Origin of the sequence: Elioraea tepida (genome assembly GCF_019203965.1) — a bacterium.
Classification (GTDB): domain Bacteria; phylum Pseudomonadota; class Alphaproteobacteria; order Acetobacterales; family Acetobacteraceae; genus Elioraea_A; species Elioraea_A tepida.
Map to the genome: position 1 here is coordinate 2,570,397 of NZ_CP076448.1, position 19,996 is coordinate 2,590,392.

The following is a 19,996-nucleotide window of genomic DNA, read 5'->3' on the forward strand; positions in this document are numbered from 1 at the left end:
GGCACGCATGCGGCGCTTCTGGACGAAGGCCGAGGCTGGTCCGGTCGAGCCCGGCGGCTTCGGCGTCCTGCTCGACGGCAAGCCGATGCGCCTTCCCTCCGGCCGCATGCTCGCCGTCGGGGCGCTCGCGCTCGCCGAGGCCCTCGCCGCCGAGTGGCAGGCCGCCGGCGGCGAGCGGGGGAGAGAATTTTCGCTCGAGTCCCTGCCGCTCACGCGGCTTGTCGGCACCGCGCTCGACCGGATCGCGCCCGATCCTCAGCAGGCTGTCGCCGCCGTCGCCCGCTACGGTGAGACGGATCTCCTCTGCTACCGCGCCGATTCCCCTCCCGCTCTCGCCGCGCGCCAGCAGGCGGCGTGGCAGCCGCTGCTTGATTGGGCGGCGTTCGCTCTCGACGCGCCGCTTCGCGTCACTGCCGGAGTCGTCGCGGTCGAGCAGGAGAGGCGGTCGCTCGAGGCGCTTGCCCGCGCCGTCGCCGCGCATGATCCGATCGAGCTCGCGGCGCTTGGGGAGATTGTGCAGTCGACCGGCTCGCTCGTTCTCGGGCTTGCGGTCTCGCACGGGCGGATCGGCGCGCACGAGGCGCATGATCTCGCCACCCTCGACGAACGGTTCCAGGCCGAGGAGTGGGGAGAGGACGCAGAGGCCGAGGCGCGGCTCGCGCGAATCCGCGCCGACATCGAGGCGGCGGCGAGGCTGATATCCTTCGCCCGCGCTGGGGCGGCATGATCGCGGCGCGGCGCTTCGTCGTCTCGGGTCGGGTCCAGGGCGTGGGCTTCCGCGCGTTCGTCGTGCGGGAGGCGTGCGCGCTCGGTCTAGCCGGCTGGGTGCGCAATCTTGCCGACGGACGTGTCGAGGCCCTGGCGGAGGGAGATCCGGCAGCGCTCGCGAAGCTCGCCGAAGCGCTCGGCCGCGGGCCGCTGCTCGCCCGGGTCGATCGTGTCGAGGGGAGCGAGGTCCCGGTCAAGGGCCTGTCGGGCTTCCGGCAGGTGGCGGACGGATGATCACGCTTCTGCGCGTGGTGTTCGGCAGCTTCTGCCTTATGGTGGCGGCGGTGTGCATCGGTGTGGCCCTGCGCCAGTACCGGCGGGAGATCACCTGGCGTCGCGTCGTTGCAGTGGTGCAGCGGCCGCCGGGCGGCCGAGAGACGGAGCTTGCCTACACCGATGCCGAGGGGGTGGAGCGCGTGGCGCGGCATTGGGGCATCTCGAGCACGACCCCGACGGGTGCGCGCGTCACGCTTCTCCACCACCCGCGCGCTCCGGACCGCGTGGCGGTTCCCTTCGGCCCCGGCGTTCTTGCCGTGCTGGCCCTTCTTGGCCTCCTCGTCGGCCTCCTCGGGCTTATCCTGCTCGCGAACGCCCTCTGCTGTTGAGCGCCCGCCCGTCGCATCACGGCGTGAGCGTGGCGCATATGCCTGCGGCGAGGCCTTCGCGGGCCCGCCCCTCGCGCGCGGCGATCAGGCGTGCCCCGCGCCCCTCGCTCGAACCAGTTTGAGCACCGCGCGCACGATCGCCCCGGCCCAGACGAGCACAGTCAGCGTGCCGAGCACCACCGAGAGCGGGCGGTCGAAGAACGCGAGAAGGTCGCCTTGCGCCTTGATCATGCTGGTCATGAAGGTCTGCTCGAGAAGCTCTCCGAGCACCAGGCCGAGGATCGCCGGCGCCACCGGAATGCCGTTCTCCTCCATGATCCAGCCGACGACGCCGGCGGCGAGCATGATGACGATGCCGTAGGCCGAGGAGGTGATGGCGAAGCTTCCGACGATGCAGAAGAGGAGGATGATCGGAAGCAGCACGCGCCGCGGCACGCGCAGGATCCACGTCGCCCCGCGAATGGCGACAAGCCCGAGCGGAACCATCAATAGGTTCGCCACAATGAAGGCCAGGAACACGGCATAGATCAGCTGCGGGTTCTGCACGAACACCGTAGGACCCGGGTTCATCCCCTTCATGTAGAGCACGCCGATCACGATCGCGGTGATCGAATCGCCCGGGATTCCGAACACGAGCGCCGGGATCCAGGCGCCCCCGAGCGCGGCATTGTTCGCCGAGGTGGCATCGATCACGCCCTCGACATGGCCGGTGCCGAACTTCTCCGGTTCGCGGGAGAAGCGTTTCGACACCGCATAAGACACCCAGGCCGCGATGTCCGCACCGGCTCCGGGCAGGGCGCCGATCAGCGTGCCGATGGCGTTGCCGCGGAGCATGTTCGGCCAGTAGCGCGCCATGATCGGGCCGAGCCCGCGCAGCACGTTGCCGATACGCCTCTGCGGCGCGCTCGCCGGCCCCTCCGGCGCGGCCATGCCGCGCAGCACCTCGCTCACCGCGAACAGGCCGATCATCGCCGGGATGAACGACACCCCCTGCATCATCTCGGTCACGCCGAAGGTGAAGCGCGGGAAGCCCGCGATCGCATCGAAGCCGACCGTGGAGACGAGCAGGCCGAAGAGGAGCGACACCATCGCCTTGAGCGGCGTCAGCGAGGCGATGAACACGCCGCAGGTGAGGCCGAGGCAGGCGAGCCAGAAATACTCGAAGCTCGAGAAGCCGAGCGCGAGATCGGCGAGCGCCGGTGCGGCGAGCATCAGCACCAGCGTGCCGAAGAGCCCGCCGAGAGCGGAGTAGACGACGTTGACGCCGAGCGCGAGCTCTGCCTCGCCCTTGCGCGTCATCGCGAAGGCCTCATCGGTGTAGGCGGCGGACGCCGGCGTGCCCGGCATGCGGAGCAGCGTGGAGGGGATGTCGCCAGCGAAGATCGCCATCGCCGTGGCGGTGACGATCGCGGCAAGCGCCGGCACAGGCGGCATGAAGAACGTCACCGGAACGAGCAGGGCGGTCGCCATCGTCGCGGTGAGGCCGGGGATCGCGCCGACGAGGATTCCGAAGACGGCGCTGCCCAAGATCACGCCGAGAACGTTGAGGTCGGCGATCAGGCAGAAGGCGGCCGAGACGGCGCCCATCAGGCGAAGACGACGAGCAGGCCCCGCGGCAGCGGAATGCGCATGAGGCTCGCGAAGGTGTATTCGACGATCAGCGTGGTTGCGGCGGAGACGAGGAGTGCCGTGAGCACTCTCGTGCGCAGGTAGAGCATCAGCACCGCAAGCAGGACGAAGGCCGTCACGACGAAGCCGAGCGTGTCGGCGGCGAGGATGTAGAACACGATCCCCACGAGGGCGAGCGCAATCGCGCCTGCGGAACGGGCGCTCCGCGCCCAGGGCGCGAGGCGCACGATGGGAGGGCGCGGCCGGGCAAGGAGGCCGCGCAGGATCATCAGCAGCCCGGCGAGGCCGAGCCCTGCGGCGACCAGGCGGGGAAACAGGTCGGGGCCGTAGGGCTGGCCAGGGATACGCGGGAAGGCAGCGGTGGCGGAGAAGACCGCCGCCATCAGCGCGAGCAGGAGCGCCCCGAGCACCGCCTCGTTCACCCGCACGGGGGGGCTCCCCGTGCGGGTGTTGCGGGTGACATCACGCGCGGGCGAGGCCGACGGCCTTCATCACCTCGCCCATCTTTCGGTCGTCCTCCGCCATGAAGGCGGCGAAGCCTGTCGGGTCGAGCCAGGTCATGCCGAAGCCGCGGCTGTTCATGAAGGACTTGAACTCCTCGCTGTTCCAGATCTTCTGCAGAAGCGACACGTAGCGGGCGACCACATTCGGAGGCAGATTGCGCGGGCCCGCGACACCGCGCCAAGCGGCGAGCGTGTAGTCGATCCCGAGCTCCTCCTTCAGCGTCGGCACGTTCGGGAATTGCGGGTTCCGCTGCGGCGCCATAACCGCGAGGCTGCGCGCGCGGCCGGCGTCAATCATCGCGCGCGCCTCCGGGACGGAGCAGGTGACGATGTCGATGCCTCCGGCGGCGAGGTCCTGCATCGCTGGCGCCGCACCGTTCGAGGGCACCCAGCGGACATGGTCAGGCGCAAGCCCCATCCGGGTGAGCCAGCCGGCAAGGGCGAGGTGCCAGATCCCGCCCTGGCCGGTTCCGGAGGCCGTCATGCGGCCCGCCGGAGCCGCCTTGATCGCCTCGGCGAGCGCTCTGAGCGTCTGCCAGGGGCTGTCGGCCTTGACCTGCACGCCCGGCGGGTCGGTGTTCATCAGAGCGAGCGGCGTGTAGCTCGAGCCCTTGAGCTCGGTGAGACCCTGCCAGTGCATCATGCCGATCTCGACCGTGATCATCCCGATCGTGTAGCCGTCGGGCGGGGCGGACGCGATCGCGGCGTGGCCGACGACGCCGGATCCGCCCGTGCGGTTCACCACGTTCACCGGCTGGCCGAGCTCCTTCTCGAGGGCTGCGCCGACGAACCGCGCCGTCGCGTCGGTGCCGCCGCCCGCGCCCCAGGGAACGATCAGCGTGATCGGCCGGTTCGGCGTCCACTGCGCTTGGGCCGAGGCCTCGCGGATGAGCGCAGGCGCGGCAAGCAGGGTGCTGCCGGCGAGCAGGGTGCGGCGACGGAGCATGGGTTTCCCTCCCTAGGATCAGGCGTTGCCCCCGGGTCACGGCCCGGGCGTTGCTGCGGAGTGTCGCCGGAACCGCCGCCCAGCGAAAGAGGGTTGTCGGCAGGCAAGCGACAGGGCTCATGGGACCGGAACGGCGGGCCGGCCGCCCGCTGCGCCAGGCCCTCACGCCATGGCATTCTCCGCGTGGCCGGACGCGTCTCCCGGCCGCATCGTCGACCGCGCAAGGCGATGTCGATCGCGTTGGTTCCGGCGTCAGATCGCGTAGGTGAGCGGCACGTCGGGTTCCGGGGCGAGGCCTGCGGCCTCCGCCCTGCGTGCGAGCGCCTCCACCGTCACGCCGTCAAGCACCGCGAGCGCGCGGGCGCGCGCCTCCTGCCAGAGAGGAGCGACCACCTCGGCGAGCATCGGTGCGGGCCAAGGCGAGGACGCTGCACTTGCGGCGTCCGCGTCCGCCACCGCACGGACGATCTCGCCCGCGGTGATCTCGCCCCGCGCTCGGGCGAGCCGGTAGCCGCCGCGCCGGCCCCGCGTGGAGGCGAGGAGTCCGGCGCGGCTCAGGGCCTGCAGGATGGGCTCGAGTCCGCGCGGGTTCTGGCCGATCCGCTCGGCGATCGCCGCGCCGCCCACCGGGCCGGAGGCGCCGTGCAGCGCCACGTCGACCACCGCGGCGACGGCAAGCGCCTCACGTCCTGTGACGTCCAGCATGGTCCGCGCCGGCTTTTCGCATGGAGTGAACGATGCTCCGGCGTCGTGGTAGTCGAAAGATATGGATGTGTCACCACCGCGACAGCGAATCAACGACAGCATCCTTGACCTGATCGGCCGCACCCCGCTCGTCCGCGCGCCACACCTTGCCGCCGCGGAAGGGCTTGCGGCCGATCTCGTCCTGAAGCTCGAGTTCCTCAACCCGCTCGGCTCGGTCAAGGACAGGATCGGGCTTGCGATGGTGCGCGCGGCGGAAGCAGCAGGCACGATCCGCCCCGGGCAGGGGACGCTCGTTGAGCCGACCTCAGGCAATACCGGGATCGCGCTCGCCTTCGTCGCTGCGGCGCGCGGCTATCGTCTCGTCGTCACCATGCCCGAGGGCGCTTCGGAGGGGCGGCGGCGCATGCTGCGCCTGCTCGGGGCGGAGGTCGTCGAGACGCCGGCGCGCGAGGGCATGGCGGGGGCGATCGCGCGCGCCGAGGCGATCGTCGCCGCCACCCCAGGCGCGGTGATGCCGAGGCAGTTCGACAACCCGGCGAACCCCGCGATCCACGAGGCGACGACGGCGGAGGAGATCTGGGCCGACACGGGCGGGGAGGTGGATGCGATCGTCGGTGGACTCGGCACGGGCGGAACGCTCACCGGGGTGGCCCGCGCGCTCAAGCCGCGCCGGCCGGGCCTCAGGATCATCGGCGTGGAGCCGGACGAGAGCGCCGTCCTCTCGGGCGAGCGGCCGTCGCCGCACGGGATTCAGGGGATCGGTGCCGGGTTCGTGCCTGCGGTGCTCGACCGAAGCCTGATCGACCGGGTGGAGCGTGTGGCCGAGGCGGAGGCGATCGCGACCGCCCGGCGCGTGGCGCGGACGGACGGGATCCCGGTCGGGATCAGTTCTGGGGCGGCGCTCGCGGCTGCCTTGCGGGTGGCCCGCGACCCGGCGATGGCGGGCAAGCGCGTGGTGGTGATCTGCGCGAGCTTCGCCGAGCGCTATCTCTCGACGGCGCTGTTCGCTGCCCTCGACTAACCGATGCCCGTGGTCGGCTGGTGCTGTCCGGCCCGCGCACCGCAATCGCCGGAGACGCCTCAGCGTTCCCCGGTTTCAGGCGCTGTACGGGCCTGCCGAAAACCACCGCTCGGCTGGAGCGCCCGCCGCGGCGCCGCGCCTCGCTCGGATGGTGGGCGCGGTAGGGATTGAACCTACGACCCCCGCCGTGTGAAGGCGATGCTCTCCCGCTGAGCTACGCGCCCATCCATAAGCGCGCAGTTACGGTCGCGCCGCCACAGCTGTCAAGCCGCGGGCAGACCGCGCCGTCGCGGCAAAAGCCAAGCCGAGGACAGCGAGGGCGGCGCCGAACAACGGGAGGCTTCCGGGCTCCGACACGGGAATGCCGACGGACCACGCCTCGACCTCGATCGCGAGCGTCCAGTTGAACGTGACGCTTTCCCCAACACCCGGAGACGCAAACCGCCAACTGGTCGGGATGCTTGGATTGGGGGTGGAGAGGAGGACCTCGATCAGGGAGTCGTCGGGGGTATAGATCCCGCAGGCGCGTCCGCTGTTTCCGGCGGGCATGGAGTAGATCGCTTCGTCGGAGTTTGGACCGGATGGGAGCGTGCAGCTGCGGAGCTCGATGATCTCGCTGAAACCGAGGAGATATTGTCTCGTGTCCTCGGTCACTGACATCGACGTTCTTGTCCTTGTGCCAAATCGCGCGGTGTCACTCACGAAACCCATCGGCACTTCCGAGAAGTGATGAAATTGGTTCAGAAGAGAGCGCCACTCTTGTGGTATGGAGTAGGGAAGGAAGACAGATCGCCAGAAGCTCAAGTAGAGGCCGGTCAGCTCGTTCAAACTGTGGTTGGTGACGGTGAAGCTCAGGTCCATTTCGTGGCGAAGCCGGGCAAAATGAGACTCGTTTCCCCAGGGCGGATCCACCATCGCCAGCGCCCCGATCCGGCCGGATCCGCTGTAAGGCCCCGGCCAGACACTGGACTGGTAGGCGACGCGCCCGCGGGTCGAGTGCTCGGCCTGGAGCCTGGTTGTCGTGGCGGCGGCTACAGATAGAGCTCCTGACCTGAGCACGTCTTCCACCCTCTCGGTCCAGGTCTCCCCGAGCCGCAGTGCGTACACGCCCAGGCTGACAAAGTTCTCCGGCACCAGGGCAATCGCCCCAGCAGAGGCCGTGCGCGGCGCCGTGATGGCGGCCGTGGCCAAAAGGGCGGTTGCAAAAAAGCAAGTAATCCTTCGCATGCGCAGTCTCACACCCCCCCCTTCAGAGATGGTGCATCTGTTGAATGGGTGGATGGTCTCACGTCCAAGGGAAAACATCAACATGACAGAAACGATCTCAAATAAAGAGTTGTTCCATATCGATCGCAATTCCCGTCTAACGCGAAGGCGGGTTATTCCTTTTCCATGAGGTTGCTGCTCGGATAAAATATGTCTGTTTTGTCGATGGTCGTCTTGGACAAGACATCTTCTGGTTGTCACCCCTGCACATTCTGCGCGTCAGTCGCGGTATCACGGCCCGAAGGGCAGGCCGCCTCGTGGACAGGACGTCCGGCGCGCGGTTCGATCGCGCTCGGGCCGCGTTCACCTTCGTGGGTGCGCCAACTCCGCTTGTCTGGTCGCCGCTGCGCCTTCTGGTGGCCCGTTCGTCCGAGCGGGCACGCGCCGCGCCGGGCTCTGTCGCGGGGTTCACGTTACCCACGCTCACATGCGACGATCACGAAAGCTCGCCGACACGCCAGCCGGACGCTCGCCGATGAAAGATCCGCCGATGAAAGATCCAAAGCCCACCCTGCGCGGCCTCGCGCTCTGGCGGACCCTCACGCTCTATGAGCGGTTCGAGCAGGTGGTTGTGTTCGTCCTGACGTTCCTGATCGCCGTGATCGTCGTCGCGGCGCTCTGGAGCCTGTTCAAGCTCGTGCTCACCACGCTCGTGCTCGTCGATCTGCTCGACCCGACGGAGCCGGCGGTGTTCCAGGCGGTGTTCGGCGCGATCTTCACGGTCGTCATCGCGCTCGAGTTCAAGCGCTCCCTGCTCGTGGTGGTGGACCGGCGTTTCGGGATCGTGCAGGTGCGCGTCGTCGTGATGATCGCCATGCTCGCGGTGGTGCGGAAGTTCATCGTCCTCGACCTTGGCGCGACCGATCCGGCGAAGGTGTTCGCGCTCGGCGCGGCCATGCTCGCGCTCGGCATCGTCTACTGGCTGGTGCGCGACCAGGATCGCCGGGAGGCCGAAGTGGCCGATGAGAGGGCGTCGTGACCTTGCCCGAGAATGCGGCCCTTCTCGCGCCGGGTCGGTGAGAGCACGGCAGCGAGTCACCCGCTGATCCGAGTGGGCGGGACCCGTCCGCCGCTCTTGTTGCGGCGGCGGCAGGAGGGCAACCGCGCACCCCGCAAGTCCTCCGGCGGCCGATCCGCCAAGGGCTTGTGCGCGGGTGTCCGGCCCGCATATGCAGGGTCATGCGTGCGGCGCTGTTCTGCCTGTTCGGCGTGATCCAAACCGCAACGGCTGCCGGCGCGGCGGCCGCCGGCGGTCCCGCGGTCCAGGCGAGCTACGCGGCCTACTGGTCCGGTTTCTCGATCGCCACGATGGATGCCTCGCTCGAGCTCGGCGCAGAGGCCTACCGGGTTGAGGCGACCATGCGGACTGCCGGGCTGCTTGCGATGTTCGTGCGCGGCGAGCAGGTCACCCTGGCCGAGGGCCGGATCGAGCCAGCCAAGACGCCGCTCGCGTTGCGGCCGCAGCGGTTCCTGATGGAGGGGCGCTGGCGCGACCGGCTGCGGCGCGTCGCCTTGGCCTGGGCCGGAGAGCGGCCGGAGGTCCTGGCACTGCTTCCCGCCAACCAGGAGGAGCGCGAGCCTGTGCCGCCCGAGCTTCAGCACGGCACGGTCGACACGCTCACCGCCCTTGCCGCGCTCGTTCGTCTCGTCGCGCTCGAGAACCGCTGCGATGGGGCCGCTCAGGTGTTCGACGGGCGGCGGCGAAGCGACTTCACGGCCGTGACCGAGGGGATGGAGACGCTCGAGGCGCATCGCTGGAGCGGGTTCGCCGGCCCTGCGCTGCGCTGCCGGTTCGAGGGGCGGCAGATCGCCGGGTTCTGGAAGGAGCAGGACCGGGCCGAGGCGGCGAAGCCCCGCGGTGGCACAGCGTGGTTCGCAAGCCCGGGCCCAGGGCTGCCGGTGATCCCGGTCCGGATCGAGGCGGACAGCGCGTGGGGCACCGTCTCCGTCCACATGACGCGCGCTGGGCCCGGCGTCCTCGACCTGCCCGCCCAGAGGACCGAGCGGCCCTGACGGCGCGCACGTCCACACGCCCGGCTGCGGGCCAGCTCCCTGCCGGGGCGTTTGCCCCGCGACGCTGACCATCCGGGTGAGCTCGGATCCTACCGGATGCGGCGCACACCTGAGCGGGAGCGGACCACCCGAGCGTGAGTGGGCCTTGCCCAAGCCAAGGTGTCGGCGGACGCGATAGGTTGCCGCTGCACGGTGCATACGCTCCCGCAAGGCCAGCGCCACGTTCCACGGTGCGCCGAAAGCCGCCGAAGCACCCACAGGCTCACCGCGTCCGGTCCGCTCGCGAAGAGACAGCATGCTGACGGAGCGACAGCAGATAGAAATCGAGTATCATCGAGCCCATTCCCAGAGAATTTCCGAGAAAGGGCTAGGGTTCGACCGGAGCATCCTCGACCCGGCCAAGACAAGACCATGGAAAGCTTGGTGGTATGTCTGGGAGAGGTTGCGGAAGCTCGACCTCAAGGGAAGGCGTGTGTTGGTCGTTGGATGCGGCGATGGCGGCGACGCTCTCGTCTTCGCAGCCTTCGGGGCCGACGTCTCGGCCTTCGAGCTGAGCCCGGACATGCTCGATCTGGCCCGGAGGCGCGCGGCCCATGCCGGGTTGTCGATCGAGTTCCGCGAGTGTCCGGCCGAGGCGCTGAGCTACGACCGCGGCGAGTTCGATCTGATCTTCGCCCGCGACATCCTCCATCACGTCGACATTCCGAGAGCCATGACGGAACTCGCGCGCGTGGCAGGTCCGGGCTGCATGTTCGTGCTGAGCGAGATCTCCTCGCATCGCTGGACCTATGCGATCCGTGACGCGGAGCTAGTCCGACGATACATCTATCCACGTATCGCTCGGGTGATCTACGGCAACGAAAAACCTTACATCACGGCGGACGAACGAAAGCTCTCCGAGAAGGATGTGGAGCTCATCAAGAGCTATTTGCGCGAGATCGACGACGAACAATATTTCCTTTTCGTCGTGACGAGACTGTTTTCGGAGAAGAGCGACACGCTGAACAAGGCCGACCGACTTTTCCTCCGCCTGCTCGGGAGGCGCGGGGCGCTCCTCGGTGGTCGGGTCGTCCTCAGCGGCCGTTTCGCTTGACGGCAGCGGGCGGCGGATGTCCGGCCCCACCGAGGCGTCCTCAGCTGCTGTCGTCATCTTGACCGATTCGGCAGCGCCCGCGTCGCGAAGCTAGGGGCACCCGGGACAGCCGCGACGACCCCGCGCAGTACGGGCGCCACCCCGGATGCCTTCTCGGCGCGGCCCCCTTCGCACCGCAAGCCGACGGTCGACCCGAGCGGACCGATCGTCGCCCGGGTCATCGATCATGCGCGACGGGAACGGAACGGGCGGTGCCCACCGCGGGACGTGTCGCGGCAAGGGGGGCAGGGGCGAGCGTCAGCACGGCGGCGACGGGGATGAGCCAGGCAAGCCGAGCCTGGTATCGGTGATGCGGTTTCGAGAGCGCGCCTGTCGCGAACGCGTTCGCCGCTGCCGCTCCCAGAACCAGCACCACGAGCGCCAGGGCGCGCGCGTCGCCACGCCGGAACGACCGCCAGGCGCCCGCGAGCGCAAGCGGGGCGGCGACCGCGAGCACCAACGGGTAGAGCGGCAGGATGGGTGAGACGGCATCGAGAAGCAGGCGCCGCGCCTGCAGCGACGCCTCCTGGCGCGCGACCTCGCGGGCCGGAAAGAACTCCCTGATCCGGCTCGCCGCGGCGTTGTCGATGTCCTCCCAGGGCTGGCCGATCACGTCCGACGCGCCCGCTGTCACGAGCTGCGTGGCCGTGTTGAGCGCCATGGCGCGGGCGACCGCCCAGGGTTCGCGCGCGACCGTCTCGCGGACGATCTCGCGCGCCTCCGGCGAGAGCAGCGCCCCGCCCAGGAAACGCGGGGTGCCTGCCGGGTCGCGGTTCATCGGGCTGTCGGGCGCCCAGAGGAAGACGTCGCTGTCGATCGGCAGGCGGTCGGCGAAGGCGCAGAGATACCAGCCGCGTTCGGGGCAGACGGCCTGGATGGTCCGCGCGGCCGGCCCGTCGGCCTGAAGCCGCGCGAGCAGGAAGGTCGCCCCGTGCGGCGAGAGCGAGAGCACGCCATGGCCCGCGAGGTTGGTGCCGAGCAGGAGCAGGGTCGCGGCGGCGAGGGGCGCGGCCATCCGCAATGCCGGCCCGAGCCGGCGCGTCAGCACCACCGCCAGCGCCACCATCGCGGCCGCGACCGGGAGATGGGAGAGATGCGCGGCGATGCCGACGCTCGCCACGACGCCTGCCCAGATCGTCTCGCCGCGCGAGAGCCGCCCCTTGCCGAAACCGAGCAGGAAGAGCGCGAGCACGACGGCGGCAGTGAACAAATCGGGCATCAGGAGCGCGATGGTGAACGGCGCCGAGGTGAGGAGGGCCACGGCCGCGCAGAGACCAAGGTGGGCGACCGGCCGCGCCCCCCAGATCACACGGCCGGTGAGCCAGAGGAGGTGCGAGACCATCAACGCCTGGGCGGCGACCGGGCCCCAGAGCGTCAGGCGCCAGTGGAACAGGTGGAGGAAAGGCCCGTAGACCCACGGCTTGTCCCAGATCATCAGCGGCACGAGGGTCTGCGCGAGGAACGCCCCCGTATCGCTGAACAGGATCGGGTAGCCGTTGAGGAGGGCAGGCCAGACGAGCACAGGCGCCGCGAGCAGGATCGCCGCGGCGTTGGCGATGCGGCCGCCCGTCACCGGGCCGACCAGCGCGCGGCGGCGTCGTCGTCGGCGGCGCGTGCCTCGACCCAGCGGCTTTCGCCGGTCGCGAACTCCTCCCGCTTCCAGAACGGGGCCTTGGTCTTCAGCCAGTCGATCAGGAAGGCGCAGGCCTCGAGCGCCGCGGCACGGTGGGCGGAGGCGGCGAGCACGAGCACGATCGGCTCGCCCGGAACAAGCGGCCCGACGCGATGGATCACCGTGCAGCCGGTGAGCGGCCACCGACGCGCGGCTTCGGCCACGATCGCGCCGATCGCCCGCTCCGTCATGCCGGGGTAGTGCTCGAGAACCATCCGCGCGAGCCCGTCATCGGCACGGGTGACGCCGACGAAGCTCGCGATGCCGCCGACATCGGTTCGCCCGCGCGTGAGCGCCTCCGTCTCGGCGGCGATGTCGAACGGCCCCTCCTGGACACGGATGGTCGGGGTCATTGCCACTTCCCAAGCACCTCTTCGCCCTCAGATGCCGCCTGAGCGCGCGCGGCTCAAGGGCTGGCTCACGCGGCGCTGATCAGGACGCCGAGGCGAAGAGCGCCGCGACCGCCCCGGGCAGGGCATCGAACCGCTCGATCACCGCTGCCGCTCCGAGAGCCCGATGGTCCGCCTCGCCATAGCCGAAGGCGGCGTAGATCGCGCGGACGCCGGCGCCGCGGGCGGCGACGAGATCGTTGGCATGGTCGCCCACCATCACCGCATCCGCAGGGGCGATGCCGAGACGCTCGAGCGTGCCGAGAATGTGGCCCGGGTCGGGCTTGCGCACGGGGAAACTGTCGCCACCAGCGACCGTCGCGAAGCGGGTCTCGAGGCCGAGCCGGCGGAGGATTGTGCGGGTCGGCGCCTCGGGCTTATTGGTGACGATCGCGAGCATGAACCCCGCGTCGGCAAGCGCCTCGAGCGCCTCCTCCACGCCCGGGAAGGGGCGTGTCTCATCCAGCGACTGCGCCTCGTAGTCGGGGATGAACGCTTCGAGTTCGGCCGCGAGTTCCGTCTCCGTGAGGGGGCGCCCCGCCGCGGCGAAGCCTCGGGTGAGGAGAACGCGGGCCCCGTCGCCGATCATCTGCTTGACCGACGCGAGCGGCTGCGGGGCAAGACCGTTGGCGGCGAGACGCCGATTGAGGGCGGCGGCGAGATCAGGCGCGCTGTCGATCAGCGTGCCGTCGAGGTCGAGGCAGACGGCGCGCCTCGGGCGCGGCTGCGGCATGGTTACCCTTCCTCCACTGTGAGGTGCGACACACTGCGTGACCGCATGGCCTTTTGACACGGGTCGGGCGGGAAGGGCAGAACCGCGCCCAAGGCAAGGGAACTGAAGGCAAGGCAAAGGCAGCCGTGTCCACCTCGATCGCCGTGATCCTTGCGGCCGGCCTCGGCACGCGGCTTAAGAGCGCCGTGCCCAAGCCGTTGCATCGGCTCGGCGGCGTGCCGATGGTGCGGCTGCTGCTCGAGGCCTGCGAGGCGGCAGGCTTCGGGCGGATCGTCGTGGTGGCGGGGCCTGAGCCTGCCTTCGACCCGATGCGCGCGCTGGTCGCCCCCCACACGGTCGTGGTTCAGGCGGAGCGCCTCGGCACCGCCCATGCCGCCTTGATGGCGGAAGAGGCGCTCTCGGAGACGAGCGGCGAGGCGATCATCCTCTATGCCGACGTGCCGCTCGTCTCGGCCGCCACGCTCGCGGGCATGGTGGCGACGCGACTCTCGGCCGGGGCTCGGCTCGCCTTGCTCGGCTTCAGGCCGGCCGACCCTGCCCAGTACGGGCGGATCGTGCTCGAGCCGGACGGGACGGTGGCGCGCATCGTCGAGTGGCGTGACGCGACCGACGAGGAACGGGCGATCGGCCTGTGCAACGCGGGGCTCTTCTGCGCCCCGGCTGCCGACCTGCTCCGCTGGCTCAAGGCGGTCGGAAACGACAATGCCAAGGGCGAGTATTACCTCACCGACATCGTCGCGCTCGCCCGTGCCGAAGGTGTGCGGGTGGCGTTGGTTGAGGCGCCGGCGGAGGAGGTCTTGGGCATCAACTCCCGCGCCGAGCTCGCCGCTGCCGAAGCCGCGCTGCAGCGTCGCCTGCGGGCGCGGGCGATGGCCGACGGCGTGACGCTGATCGCGCCCGAGACGGTGTTCCTCGCCGCCGACACCGCTCTTGCCCCGGACGTGACGGTGCATCCGCATGTCGTGTTCGGCCCGGGCGTCCGCGTCGGCGCCGGGGCGGTGATTCAGAGCTTCTCCCATCTCGAGTCCTGTACGGTCGAGGCGGGGGCGACGGTCGGTCCCTTCGCCCGGCTTCGCCCCGGTGCGTCGGTGGGGGAGGGGGCACATGTCGGGAACTTCGTGGAGCTCAAGGCTGCGCGCCTCGGCCCCGGAGCGAAGGCCAACCACCTCGCCTATCTCGGCGATGCCGAGATAGGCGCGGGCGCGAATGTCGGGGCGGGGACGATCACCTGCAACTATGACGGCTTTGGCAAGTACCGCACCGTGATTGGCCCCGGCGCCTTCATCGGCTCGAACACGTCGCTGGTGGCGCCGGTGAGGGTTGGCGCAGGCGCGATCATCGCCGCCGGCAGCACCATCACCGAGGATGTCGGGGCCGACTCGGTTGCCTTCGGTCGGGCGCGCCAGGTGGAGAAACCGGGTGCGGCACCGCGGTTCCGCGAAGCGGCGAAGGCGCGGAAAGCGCGCGCCAAGGAGGGCTAGGGGATGTGCGGCATCGTCGGCATCGTCGGGCGCGGCCTCGCGGCCCCGCTTCTGCTCGATGCGCTCAGGCGTCTCGAGTATCGCGGCTATGACAGCGCCGGAATCGCAACCTTGGTCAATGGTGGCATCGAACGTCGTCGCGCCGAGGGCAAGATCGCGCGGCTCGCCGCCCTGATCGACCAGAACCCGCTTACCGGCACCACCGGCATCGGCCACACCCGCTGGGCGACGCATGGACGGCCGTCGGAGGTGAATGCCCACCCGATCGCGACCGAGCGCGTGGCGGTGGTGCACAACGGCATCATCGAGAACCACGCGGAGCTGAAGGCCGAACTCACCGCGGCTGGTGCAGTGTTCGAGAGCGAGACCGACACCGAGACGGTGGCGCGGCTTCTCGATCGCTCTCTCGCCTCAGGCGCGAGCCCTGAGGAGGCGATGGCCGCAACGCTCAAGCGCATCCACGGCGCCTTCGCGCTTGCGGTCCTGGTGGCCGGCCGCCACGACATGATCATGGCCGCGCGCCGCGGCTCGCCGCTCGCTCTCGGCTACGGCGAGGGCGAGATGTTCGTCGGCTCCGATGCGCTCGCGCTTGCGCCGCTGACCGAACGGATCGCCTATCTCGAGGAGGGCGACTGGGCGGTGGTGACGGGTGCGGGCGCGCGGATCTTCGACTCCGAGAACCGCCCGGTCGAGCGCGCGATCCGACGCACCGCTGTCTCGGGCGCGATGGTCGGCAAGGGCAACTACCGCCACTTCATGGAGAAGGAGATCCATGAACAGCCCGCCGTGATCGGCGACACGCTCAAGAGCTATATCGACCCCGCGACCCGCACCGTCACCCTGCCCGACCTCGGTGTCGATCTCGGCCGGATCCCGCGCGTCTCGATCGTCGCCTGCGGCACCTCACTCTACGCTGGCCAGGTCGCGCGCGACTGGTTCGAGCAGGTGGCGCGTCTGCCGGCGGTTGCGGAGATCGCCTCCGAGTTCCGCTACCGCGAACCGGTGCTCGACCCGGGCGCGATGGCGCTCTTCATCAGCCAGTCAGGCGAGACGATCGACACGCTCGCGGCACTGCGCTGGGCGAAGACGCAGAACCAGCGGATCGTCTCCGTGATCAACGCCCGCGAGAGCGCGATGGAACGCGAGAGCGACGGCGTTCTGCACACGCTTGCGGGCCCGGAGATCGGCGTCGCGTCCACCAAGGCGTTCACGACCCAGCTCGCGGTGCTCGCCTGCCTCGTGATCGGCACCGGTCGGGCGCGCGGCACCCTCTCGCCGGCGCGGGAAGCGGAGCTGACCTCGGCCCTGATCGAGGTTCCCGCCCGTGCCGCCGAGGTTCTGGAGATGGACGCGGCGCTTCGCGCCATGGCGGAGGAGGTCGCCGAGGCGCGCGACGTGCTCTATCTCGGCCGCGGCACGGCCTGGACCATCGCCATGGAAGGCGCGCTGAAGCTCAAGGAGATCAGCTACATCCACGCCGAGGGCTACCCGGCAGGCGAGATGAAGCACGGCCCGATCGCGCTGATCGACGAACAGGTCCCGGTGGTCGTGATCGCCCCTGCCGGCCCTCTGTTCGAGAAGACGGCCTCCAACGTCCAGGAGGTGCATGCGCGCGGAGGGCGGGTGATCCTGATGTCGGACAAGGCCGGCTGCGAGCGCCTTGCCCCGCTTTGCGCCCACACCCTCGCCCTGCCGTCGGTCCACCCATTTGTCGCGCCGATCCTCTACGCCATCCCGGCGCAGCTGCTCGCCTACCATGTGGCCGTGCTCAAGGGCACGGACGTCGACCAGCCGCGCAACCTTGCCAAAAGCGTCACGGTGGAGTGAACCCGGGCCGGGCCCGACGCGCCCGGGCCGCCGCTCTCGGGAGGGCTGGAGAGACGGGACGTTTCGTGCCACTGTCCCAGCGGATGGTGTCACCGTGACGTGATGTTCCGCCGTTCCCTTCTCGGCTCGGCAATCGCCGGAGCTGCCCTCCTGGTTGGCCGGGCCGGCGCGGCCGCTGAGTGGCGCGTGCTGCCTGACCGGGTGGCGACCGCCCGGGAGGGCAGGGCTCTGCCCTACAACGTCTTCCTGCCGACGGGATACGACCCTGCGAAGGGGCCCTATCCGCTGCTCGTCCTGTTGCACGGCGCCAACGCCGACGAGCAGTTCTGGGCCGGGCAGATCCGTCTCTGGCGCGCGATCGAGGCGGGACAGCGCGCGGGGCGGCTGCCGAAGCTGATCGCGGTGATGCCAGGGAGCCGAAACTCCTGGTGGCTCGACCGTCCTGGCCAGCCGGCCGAGAGCGCGGTCGTCGAGGATCTCCTTGCTGACGTCGCGGCCAAATATCCGGTGATGGAGGAGCGCGACGGCCGCGCGATCGCGGGCTATTCGGCCGGAGCCTATGGCGCGCTCAGGATTGCGTTGCGGCATCCGCACCTCTTCGGCGCCGCTGCACTCTGGGCGCCTGCGATCTACGCCGACCTGCCGCCGCCTGTGTCCGCGGCGCGCCGCGCCCCCGCTTTCGCCGGTCCGGACGGCAGCTTCGATCCGGCCGCATGGAAGGCGGAGGCCTGGCCGAGCCTGCTGCCCGCCTATCTCGCTCAGCCGCTGCGCGTTCCGATCTTCATCGCCGCGGGCGACGATGACCGGCTCGACACCGCCTTCGAGGGCGCTTTCCTCGCCAAGACCCTCGCCCCGCACCAGGAGGACCTGATCGAGTTCCGCGTCGTGGACGGTGGCCACACGATGCGCGTGTGGGAGGAGACCGTCGACGAGGCGCTCGCGTTCTTGTTCGCCCATCTCGCCCGGCTGCAGCTCGCCAAAGCCCATGACTGACTGGCGGCACGGCAGAAGGCGGGCGCTCTCCGGTGGGGCGGCAGGTGCTGTCCGGAACCTTCCCTACGGAGCGGAGCGGAACAGGAAGCCCCCCGCGATCCCGAACAGCACGAGCGAGATCATCGCCACCGCGCCGAGGGCGATGCCATAGCCGAGCACGTGCCGCCCGAAGCGGCGTGTTAGCAGGCTCGCGGGCAGGAGAGCGAGGAGGAAGGAGAGGATCGCGGCCCAGCTCCGCAGCCGCTCCGGCAGCTCGGCCCCGACCCAGTCACGGAAGGCGGACGGCGAGGACGCTGCCGCTGACAGCGCGAACACTGCGACCGGAGCGAGCGCGAGGCCGATCACGGCAACGGGGCCGGCGAGAAGGGTGAGCAGCCGGGTCGCGGCCGCCGTGCGCGCAGCGCGGTGCAGCGCGATCCCTCCGGCGACGACGCCCCACACGAGCCCGAGCAGCGCCGACCAGGCGGCAAGGTCGCGTCCCGAGGGGGGTGCGCCGGCGAGGACGCGGACGGAGAGGATGACGGTGAGCGCGACCGCTGCCGCGAGATCGACCCCCAGAGCGAGATCAAAGCGACGCAGATCGGACGCCGCCCGGTCATCCCAGCGGGGGAGGGCGCCCGGGCGCCGTTGGGCCGCCGCTGCGGTCGTCGCCGACTTCCCCTCGAATTCCGTCGTCACCATGGCTCGCGACCATCCGCACACCGTGTCAATGCCCCCTCGATATGGGAATCACGCTGCGCGAGGCGAAGGGGGCTTGCCTTGACCTGCGTTCGACCGCCGCGGCCGCCTTGTGTATGGTCGGCCCGGAGCCAGGACTTTGGGAGAGAGATGCCATGCTGAACCCTGCCGCGCCGCTGCCGCTCAAGGACCCCTCCCTGTTCCGCCAGGCCTGCCTCGTCGGGGGGCGGTGGATCGAGGCGGAGAGCGGCAGGACCATGCCCGTGCGAAACCCGGCAACCGGGGAGGTGATCGGCTCCGTACCGGCGTTCGGCCGCGCCGAGACACGCGCCGCCATCGAGGCCGCTTCTGCCGCCTATCCGGCTTGGCGGGCGATGCTCGCCAAGGAACGCAGCGCGATCCTGCGCAGGCTCTACGAACTGATGCTCGCCAACGCCGACGACCTCGCCCTGATTATGACCAGCGAGCAGGGCAAGCCGCTCGCCGAGGCGAAGGGCGAGGTGGCCTATGCCGCCTCCTTCGTCGAGTGGTTCGCCGAAGAGGGCAAGCGCGCCTATGGCGACATGATCCCGCAGAACCAGAAAGGGCGGCGGATTCTCGTGATGAAGGAGCCGGTCGGCGTGTTCGCGGCGATCACGCCCTGGAACTTCCCCGCTGCCATGATCACGCGCAAGGTCGCGCCCGGGCTCGCGGTCGGCTGCACCGGCGTCGTCCGCCCCGCCTCGCAGACCCCCTTCACCGCTCTCGCGATCGGCGTGCTCGCCGAGCGCGCCGGCCTGCCCCCGGGTGTGATGAACATCATCACCGGCCCCTCGGCCGAGACGGGAGCAGAGCTCACGGAGAACCCGATGGTGCGGAAGCTCTCCTTCACCGGCTCGACGGAGGTGGGGAAGGTGCTTCTCGAGCAGTGCGCACGCACGGTGAAGCGCGTGTCGATGGAGCTCGGCGGCAACGCGCCCTTCATCGTGTTCGACGATGCCGATCTCGACGCGGCGGTGGCCGGGGCGATGGCGTCGAAGTTCCGCAACACCGGCCAGACTTGCGTCTGCGCCAACCGGATCCTGGTCCAGGACGGCATCTTCGAGGCCTTCGCGACGAAGCTCGCCGAGGCTGCCGCGGCGATGAAGGTGGGGCCGGGCGTGGAGCCAGGGGTGACGCAGGGGCCGCTGATCAACGCCGATGCGGTGGCCAAGGTCGAGGAGCATATCGGTGACGCGCTCGCGCGCGGCGCGCGCGTGGTCACCGGCGGCAAGCGGCACCCCCGCGGCGGCAACTTCTTCGAGCCGACGGTGCTTGCCGACGTTCCGCGCGAGGCGAAGATCTTCTCGGAGGAGACGTTCGGGCCGGTGGCACCTCTGTTCCGATTCCGCACCGAAGAGGAGGCGATCCGGCTCGCCAACGACACGCCCTTCGGGCTCGCGGCCTACTTCTACACCCGCGATGTCGGCCGGATGTTCCGCGTGGCGGAGGCGCTCGAATATGGCATCGTCGGCGTCAACGAGGGCATCATCTCGACCGAGGTCGCCCCCTTCGGCGGCTTCAAGGAGAGCGGGCTCGGCCGCGAGGGCTCCAAATACGGTCTCGATGAGTATCTCGAGGTGAAATACGTCGCTGTCGGCGGCATCGGCACCTGAC

The 19,996-nt window shown here is 70.0% G+C and carries 20 protein-coding genes and 1 tRNA gene; 11 read left to right on the forward strand and 10 right to left on the reverse strand.

Features of this window, described 5'->3' with window-relative positions; translation table 11 throughout:
- The first annotated feature begins 7 nt into the window (after nucleotides 1–7).
- Genes KO353_RS12315 through KO353_RS12325 form a run of 3 tightly spaced genes read left to right on the forward strand, consistent with a single transcriptional unit; the run spans nucleotide 8 to nucleotide 1,373 of the window.
- Nucleotides 8–727 carry an ATP12 family chaperone protein gene (locus KO353_RS12315; RefSeq protein ID WP_218285015.1) on the forward strand — a complete coding sequence of 240 codons (720 nt, stop codon included), beginning with the start codon at nucleotides 8–10 and terminating at the stop codon, nucleotides 725–727.
- A complete protein-coding gene (locus KO353_RS12320) occupies nucleotides 724–1,002 on the forward strand; it encodes an acylphosphatase (RefSeq protein ID WP_328774473.1) in 279 nt (92 codons plus the stop codon). Before KO353_RS12315 ends, KO353_RS12320 begins: the two co-directional genes overlap by 4 nt.
- Nucleotides 999–1,373 (forward strand): DUF3592 domain-containing protein, encoded by a 375-nt coding sequence (locus KO353_RS12325; RefSeq protein WP_218285017.1) that lies wholly within the window; start codon nucleotides 999–1,001, stop codon nucleotides 1,371–1,373. Before KO353_RS12320 ends, KO353_RS12325 begins: the two co-directional genes overlap by 4 nt.
- 84 nt (nucleotides 1,374–1,457) lie before the next feature.
- On the opposite strand, the gene KO353_RS12330 is transcribed toward KO353_RS12325, so the two are convergent.
- The 4 genes from KO353_RS12330 to KO353_RS12345 form a co-directional block, all read right to left on the reverse strand.
- Nucleotides 1,458–2,960, reverse strand: coding sequence for a tripartite tricarboxylate transporter permease (locus tag KO353_RS12330; RefSeq protein WP_218285018.1), 1,503 nt, complete (start codon nucleotides 2,958–2,960; stop codon nucleotides 1,458–1,460).
- Nucleotides 2,960–3,430 carry a tripartite tricarboxylate transporter TctB family protein gene (locus KO353_RS12335; RefSeq protein ID WP_218285019.1) on the reverse strand — a complete coding sequence of 157 codons (471 nt, stop codon included), beginning with the start codon at nucleotides 3,428–3,430 and terminating at the stop codon, nucleotides 2,960–2,962. The genes KO353_RS12330 and KO353_RS12335 overlap by 1 nt, the downstream gene beginning before the upstream one ends.
- A gap of 34 nt (nucleotides 3,431–3,464) precedes the next feature.
- On the reverse strand, nucleotides 3,465–4,451 hold the full coding sequence (locus KO353_RS12340) for a tripartite tricarboxylate transporter substrate binding protein (RefSeq protein ID WP_218285020.1): 987 nt from the start codon (nucleotides 4,449–4,451) through the stop codon (nucleotides 3,465–3,467).
- 252 nt (nucleotides 4,452–4,703) lie between these two features.
- Nucleotides 4,704–5,156: an RrF2 family transcriptional regulator gene (locus tag KO353_RS12345; protein WP_218285021.1), complete on the reverse strand. Its 453-nt coding sequence runs from the start codon at nucleotides 5,154–5,156 to the stop codon at nucleotides 4,704–4,706.
- A 61-nt stretch (nucleotides 5,157–5,217) separates the two neighbouring features.
- Here KO353_RS12345 and cysK point away from each other — a divergent pair, with 61 nt between their 5' ends.
- A complete protein-coding gene (gene cysK / locus KO353_RS12350) occupies nucleotides 5,218–6,177 on the forward strand; it encodes a cysteine synthase A (protein WP_218285022.1) in 960 nt (319 codons plus the stop codon).
- Between the two features lie 149 nt (nucleotides 6,178–6,326).
- Here the strand turns inward: cysK and KO353_RS12355 are convergent.
- Nucleotides 6,327–6,401: transfer RNA gene (locus tag KO353_RS12355), tRNA-Val, on the reverse strand.
- Nucleotides 6,402–6,417: 16 nt separating this feature from the next.
- Nucleotides 6,418–7,404 carry a hypothetical protein gene (locus KO353_RS12360; protein ID WP_218285023.1) on the reverse strand — a complete coding sequence of 329 codons (987 nt, stop codon included), beginning with the start codon at nucleotides 7,402–7,404 and terminating at the stop codon, nucleotides 6,418–6,420.
- Between the two features lie 529 nt (nucleotides 7,405–7,933).
- Here KO353_RS12360 and KO353_RS12365 point away from each other — a divergent pair.
- The 3 genes from KO353_RS12365 to KO353_RS12375 all read left to right on the forward strand — a co-directional run bounded on the left by KO353_RS12365 (nucleotide 7,934) and on the right by KO353_RS12375 (nucleotide 10,549).
- A complete protein-coding gene (locus KO353_RS12365) occupies nucleotides 7,934–8,422 on the forward strand; it encodes a phosphate-starvation-inducible PsiE family protein (RefSeq protein WP_218285024.1) in 489 nt (162 codons plus the stop codon).
- A 200-nt stretch (nucleotides 8,423–8,622) separates the two neighbouring features.
- A complete protein-coding gene (locus KO353_RS12370) occupies nucleotides 8,623–9,456 on the forward strand; it encodes a DUF3108 domain-containing protein (protein WP_218285025.1) in 834 nt (277 codons plus the stop codon).
- 295 nt (nucleotides 9,457–9,751) lie between these two features.
- A complete protein-coding gene (locus KO353_RS12375; RefSeq protein ID WP_218285026.1) occupies nucleotides 9,752–10,549 on the forward strand; it encodes a class I SAM-dependent methyltransferase in 798 nt (265 codons plus the stop codon).
- 217 nt (nucleotides 10,550–10,766) lie between these two features.
- On the opposite strand, the gene KO353_RS12380 is transcribed toward KO353_RS12375, so the two are convergent.
- The 3 genes from KO353_RS12380 to gph all read right to left on the reverse strand — a co-directional run bounded on the left by KO353_RS12380 (nucleotide 10,767) and on the right by gph (nucleotide 13,382).
- The gene (locus tag KO353_RS12380; protein WP_218285027.1) at nucleotides 10,767–12,161 is read right to left on the reverse strand and encodes a hypothetical protein; all 1,395 of its coding nucleotides are present in this window, start codon (nucleotides 12,159–12,161) and stop codon (nucleotides 10,767–10,769) included.
- Nucleotides 12,158–12,613 carry a molybdenum cofactor biosynthesis protein MoaE gene (locus KO353_RS12385; RefSeq protein WP_218285028.1) on the reverse strand — a complete coding sequence of 152 codons (456 nt, stop codon included), beginning with the start codon at nucleotides 12,611–12,613 and terminating at the stop codon, nucleotides 12,158–12,160. Before KO353_RS12385 ends, KO353_RS12380 begins: the two co-directional genes overlap by 4 nt.
- 79 nt (nucleotides 12,614–12,692) lie before the next feature.
- Nucleotides 12,693–13,382: a phosphoglycolate phosphatase gene (gene gph / locus KO353_RS12390; RefSeq protein WP_218285029.1), complete on the reverse strand. Its 690-nt coding sequence runs from the start codon at nucleotides 13,380–13,382 to the stop codon at nucleotides 12,693–12,695.
- 125 nt (nucleotides 13,383–13,507) lie between these two features.
- Between gph and glmU the strand changes: the two genes are divergently transcribed.
- The 3 genes from glmU to KO353_RS12405 all read left to right on the forward strand — a co-directional run bounded on the left by glmU (nucleotide 13,508) and on the right by KO353_RS12405 (nucleotide 17,683).
- Nucleotides 13,508–14,863 carry a bifunctional UDP-N-acetylglucosamine diphosphorylase/glucosamine-1-phosphate N-acetyltransferase GlmU gene (gene glmU, locus KO353_RS12395; protein ID WP_218285030.1) on the forward strand — a complete coding sequence of 452 codons (1,356 nt, stop codon included), beginning with the start codon at nucleotides 13,508–13,510 and terminating at the stop codon, nucleotides 14,861–14,863.
- A gap of 3 nt (nucleotides 14,864–14,866) precedes the next feature.
- Nucleotides 14,867–16,690: a glutamine--fructose-6-phosphate transaminase (isomerizing) gene (glmS, locus tag KO353_RS12400; RefSeq protein ID WP_218285031.1), complete on the forward strand. Its 1,824-nt coding sequence runs from the start codon at nucleotides 14,867–14,869 to the stop codon at nucleotides 16,688–16,690.
- Between the two features lie 102 nt (nucleotides 16,691–16,792).
- Entirely contained in the window at nucleotides 16,793–17,683 is an 891-nt protein-coding gene (locus tag KO353_RS12405; RefSeq protein WP_218285032.1) for an alpha/beta hydrolase, read from the forward strand.
- A 63-nt stretch (nucleotides 17,684–17,746) separates the two neighbouring features.
- Here KO353_RS12405 and KO353_RS12410 read toward each other — a convergent pair whose 3' ends face one another.
- On the reverse strand, nucleotides 17,747–18,364 hold the full coding sequence (locus KO353_RS12410) for a hypothetical protein (RefSeq protein WP_218285034.1): 618 nt from the start codon (nucleotides 18,362–18,364) through the stop codon (nucleotides 17,747–17,749).
- Between the two features lie 152 nt (nucleotides 18,365–18,516).
- On the opposite strand from KO353_RS12410, the gene KO353_RS12415 reads away from it, so the two are divergent.
- The gene (locus KO353_RS12415; RefSeq protein WP_218285036.1) at nucleotides 18,517–19,995 is read left to right on the forward strand and encodes an NAD-dependent succinate-semialdehyde dehydrogenase; all 1,479 of its coding nucleotides are present in this window, start codon (nucleotides 18,517–18,519) and stop codon (nucleotides 19,993–19,995) included.
- Nucleotide 19,996: the final 1 nt, after the last annotated feature.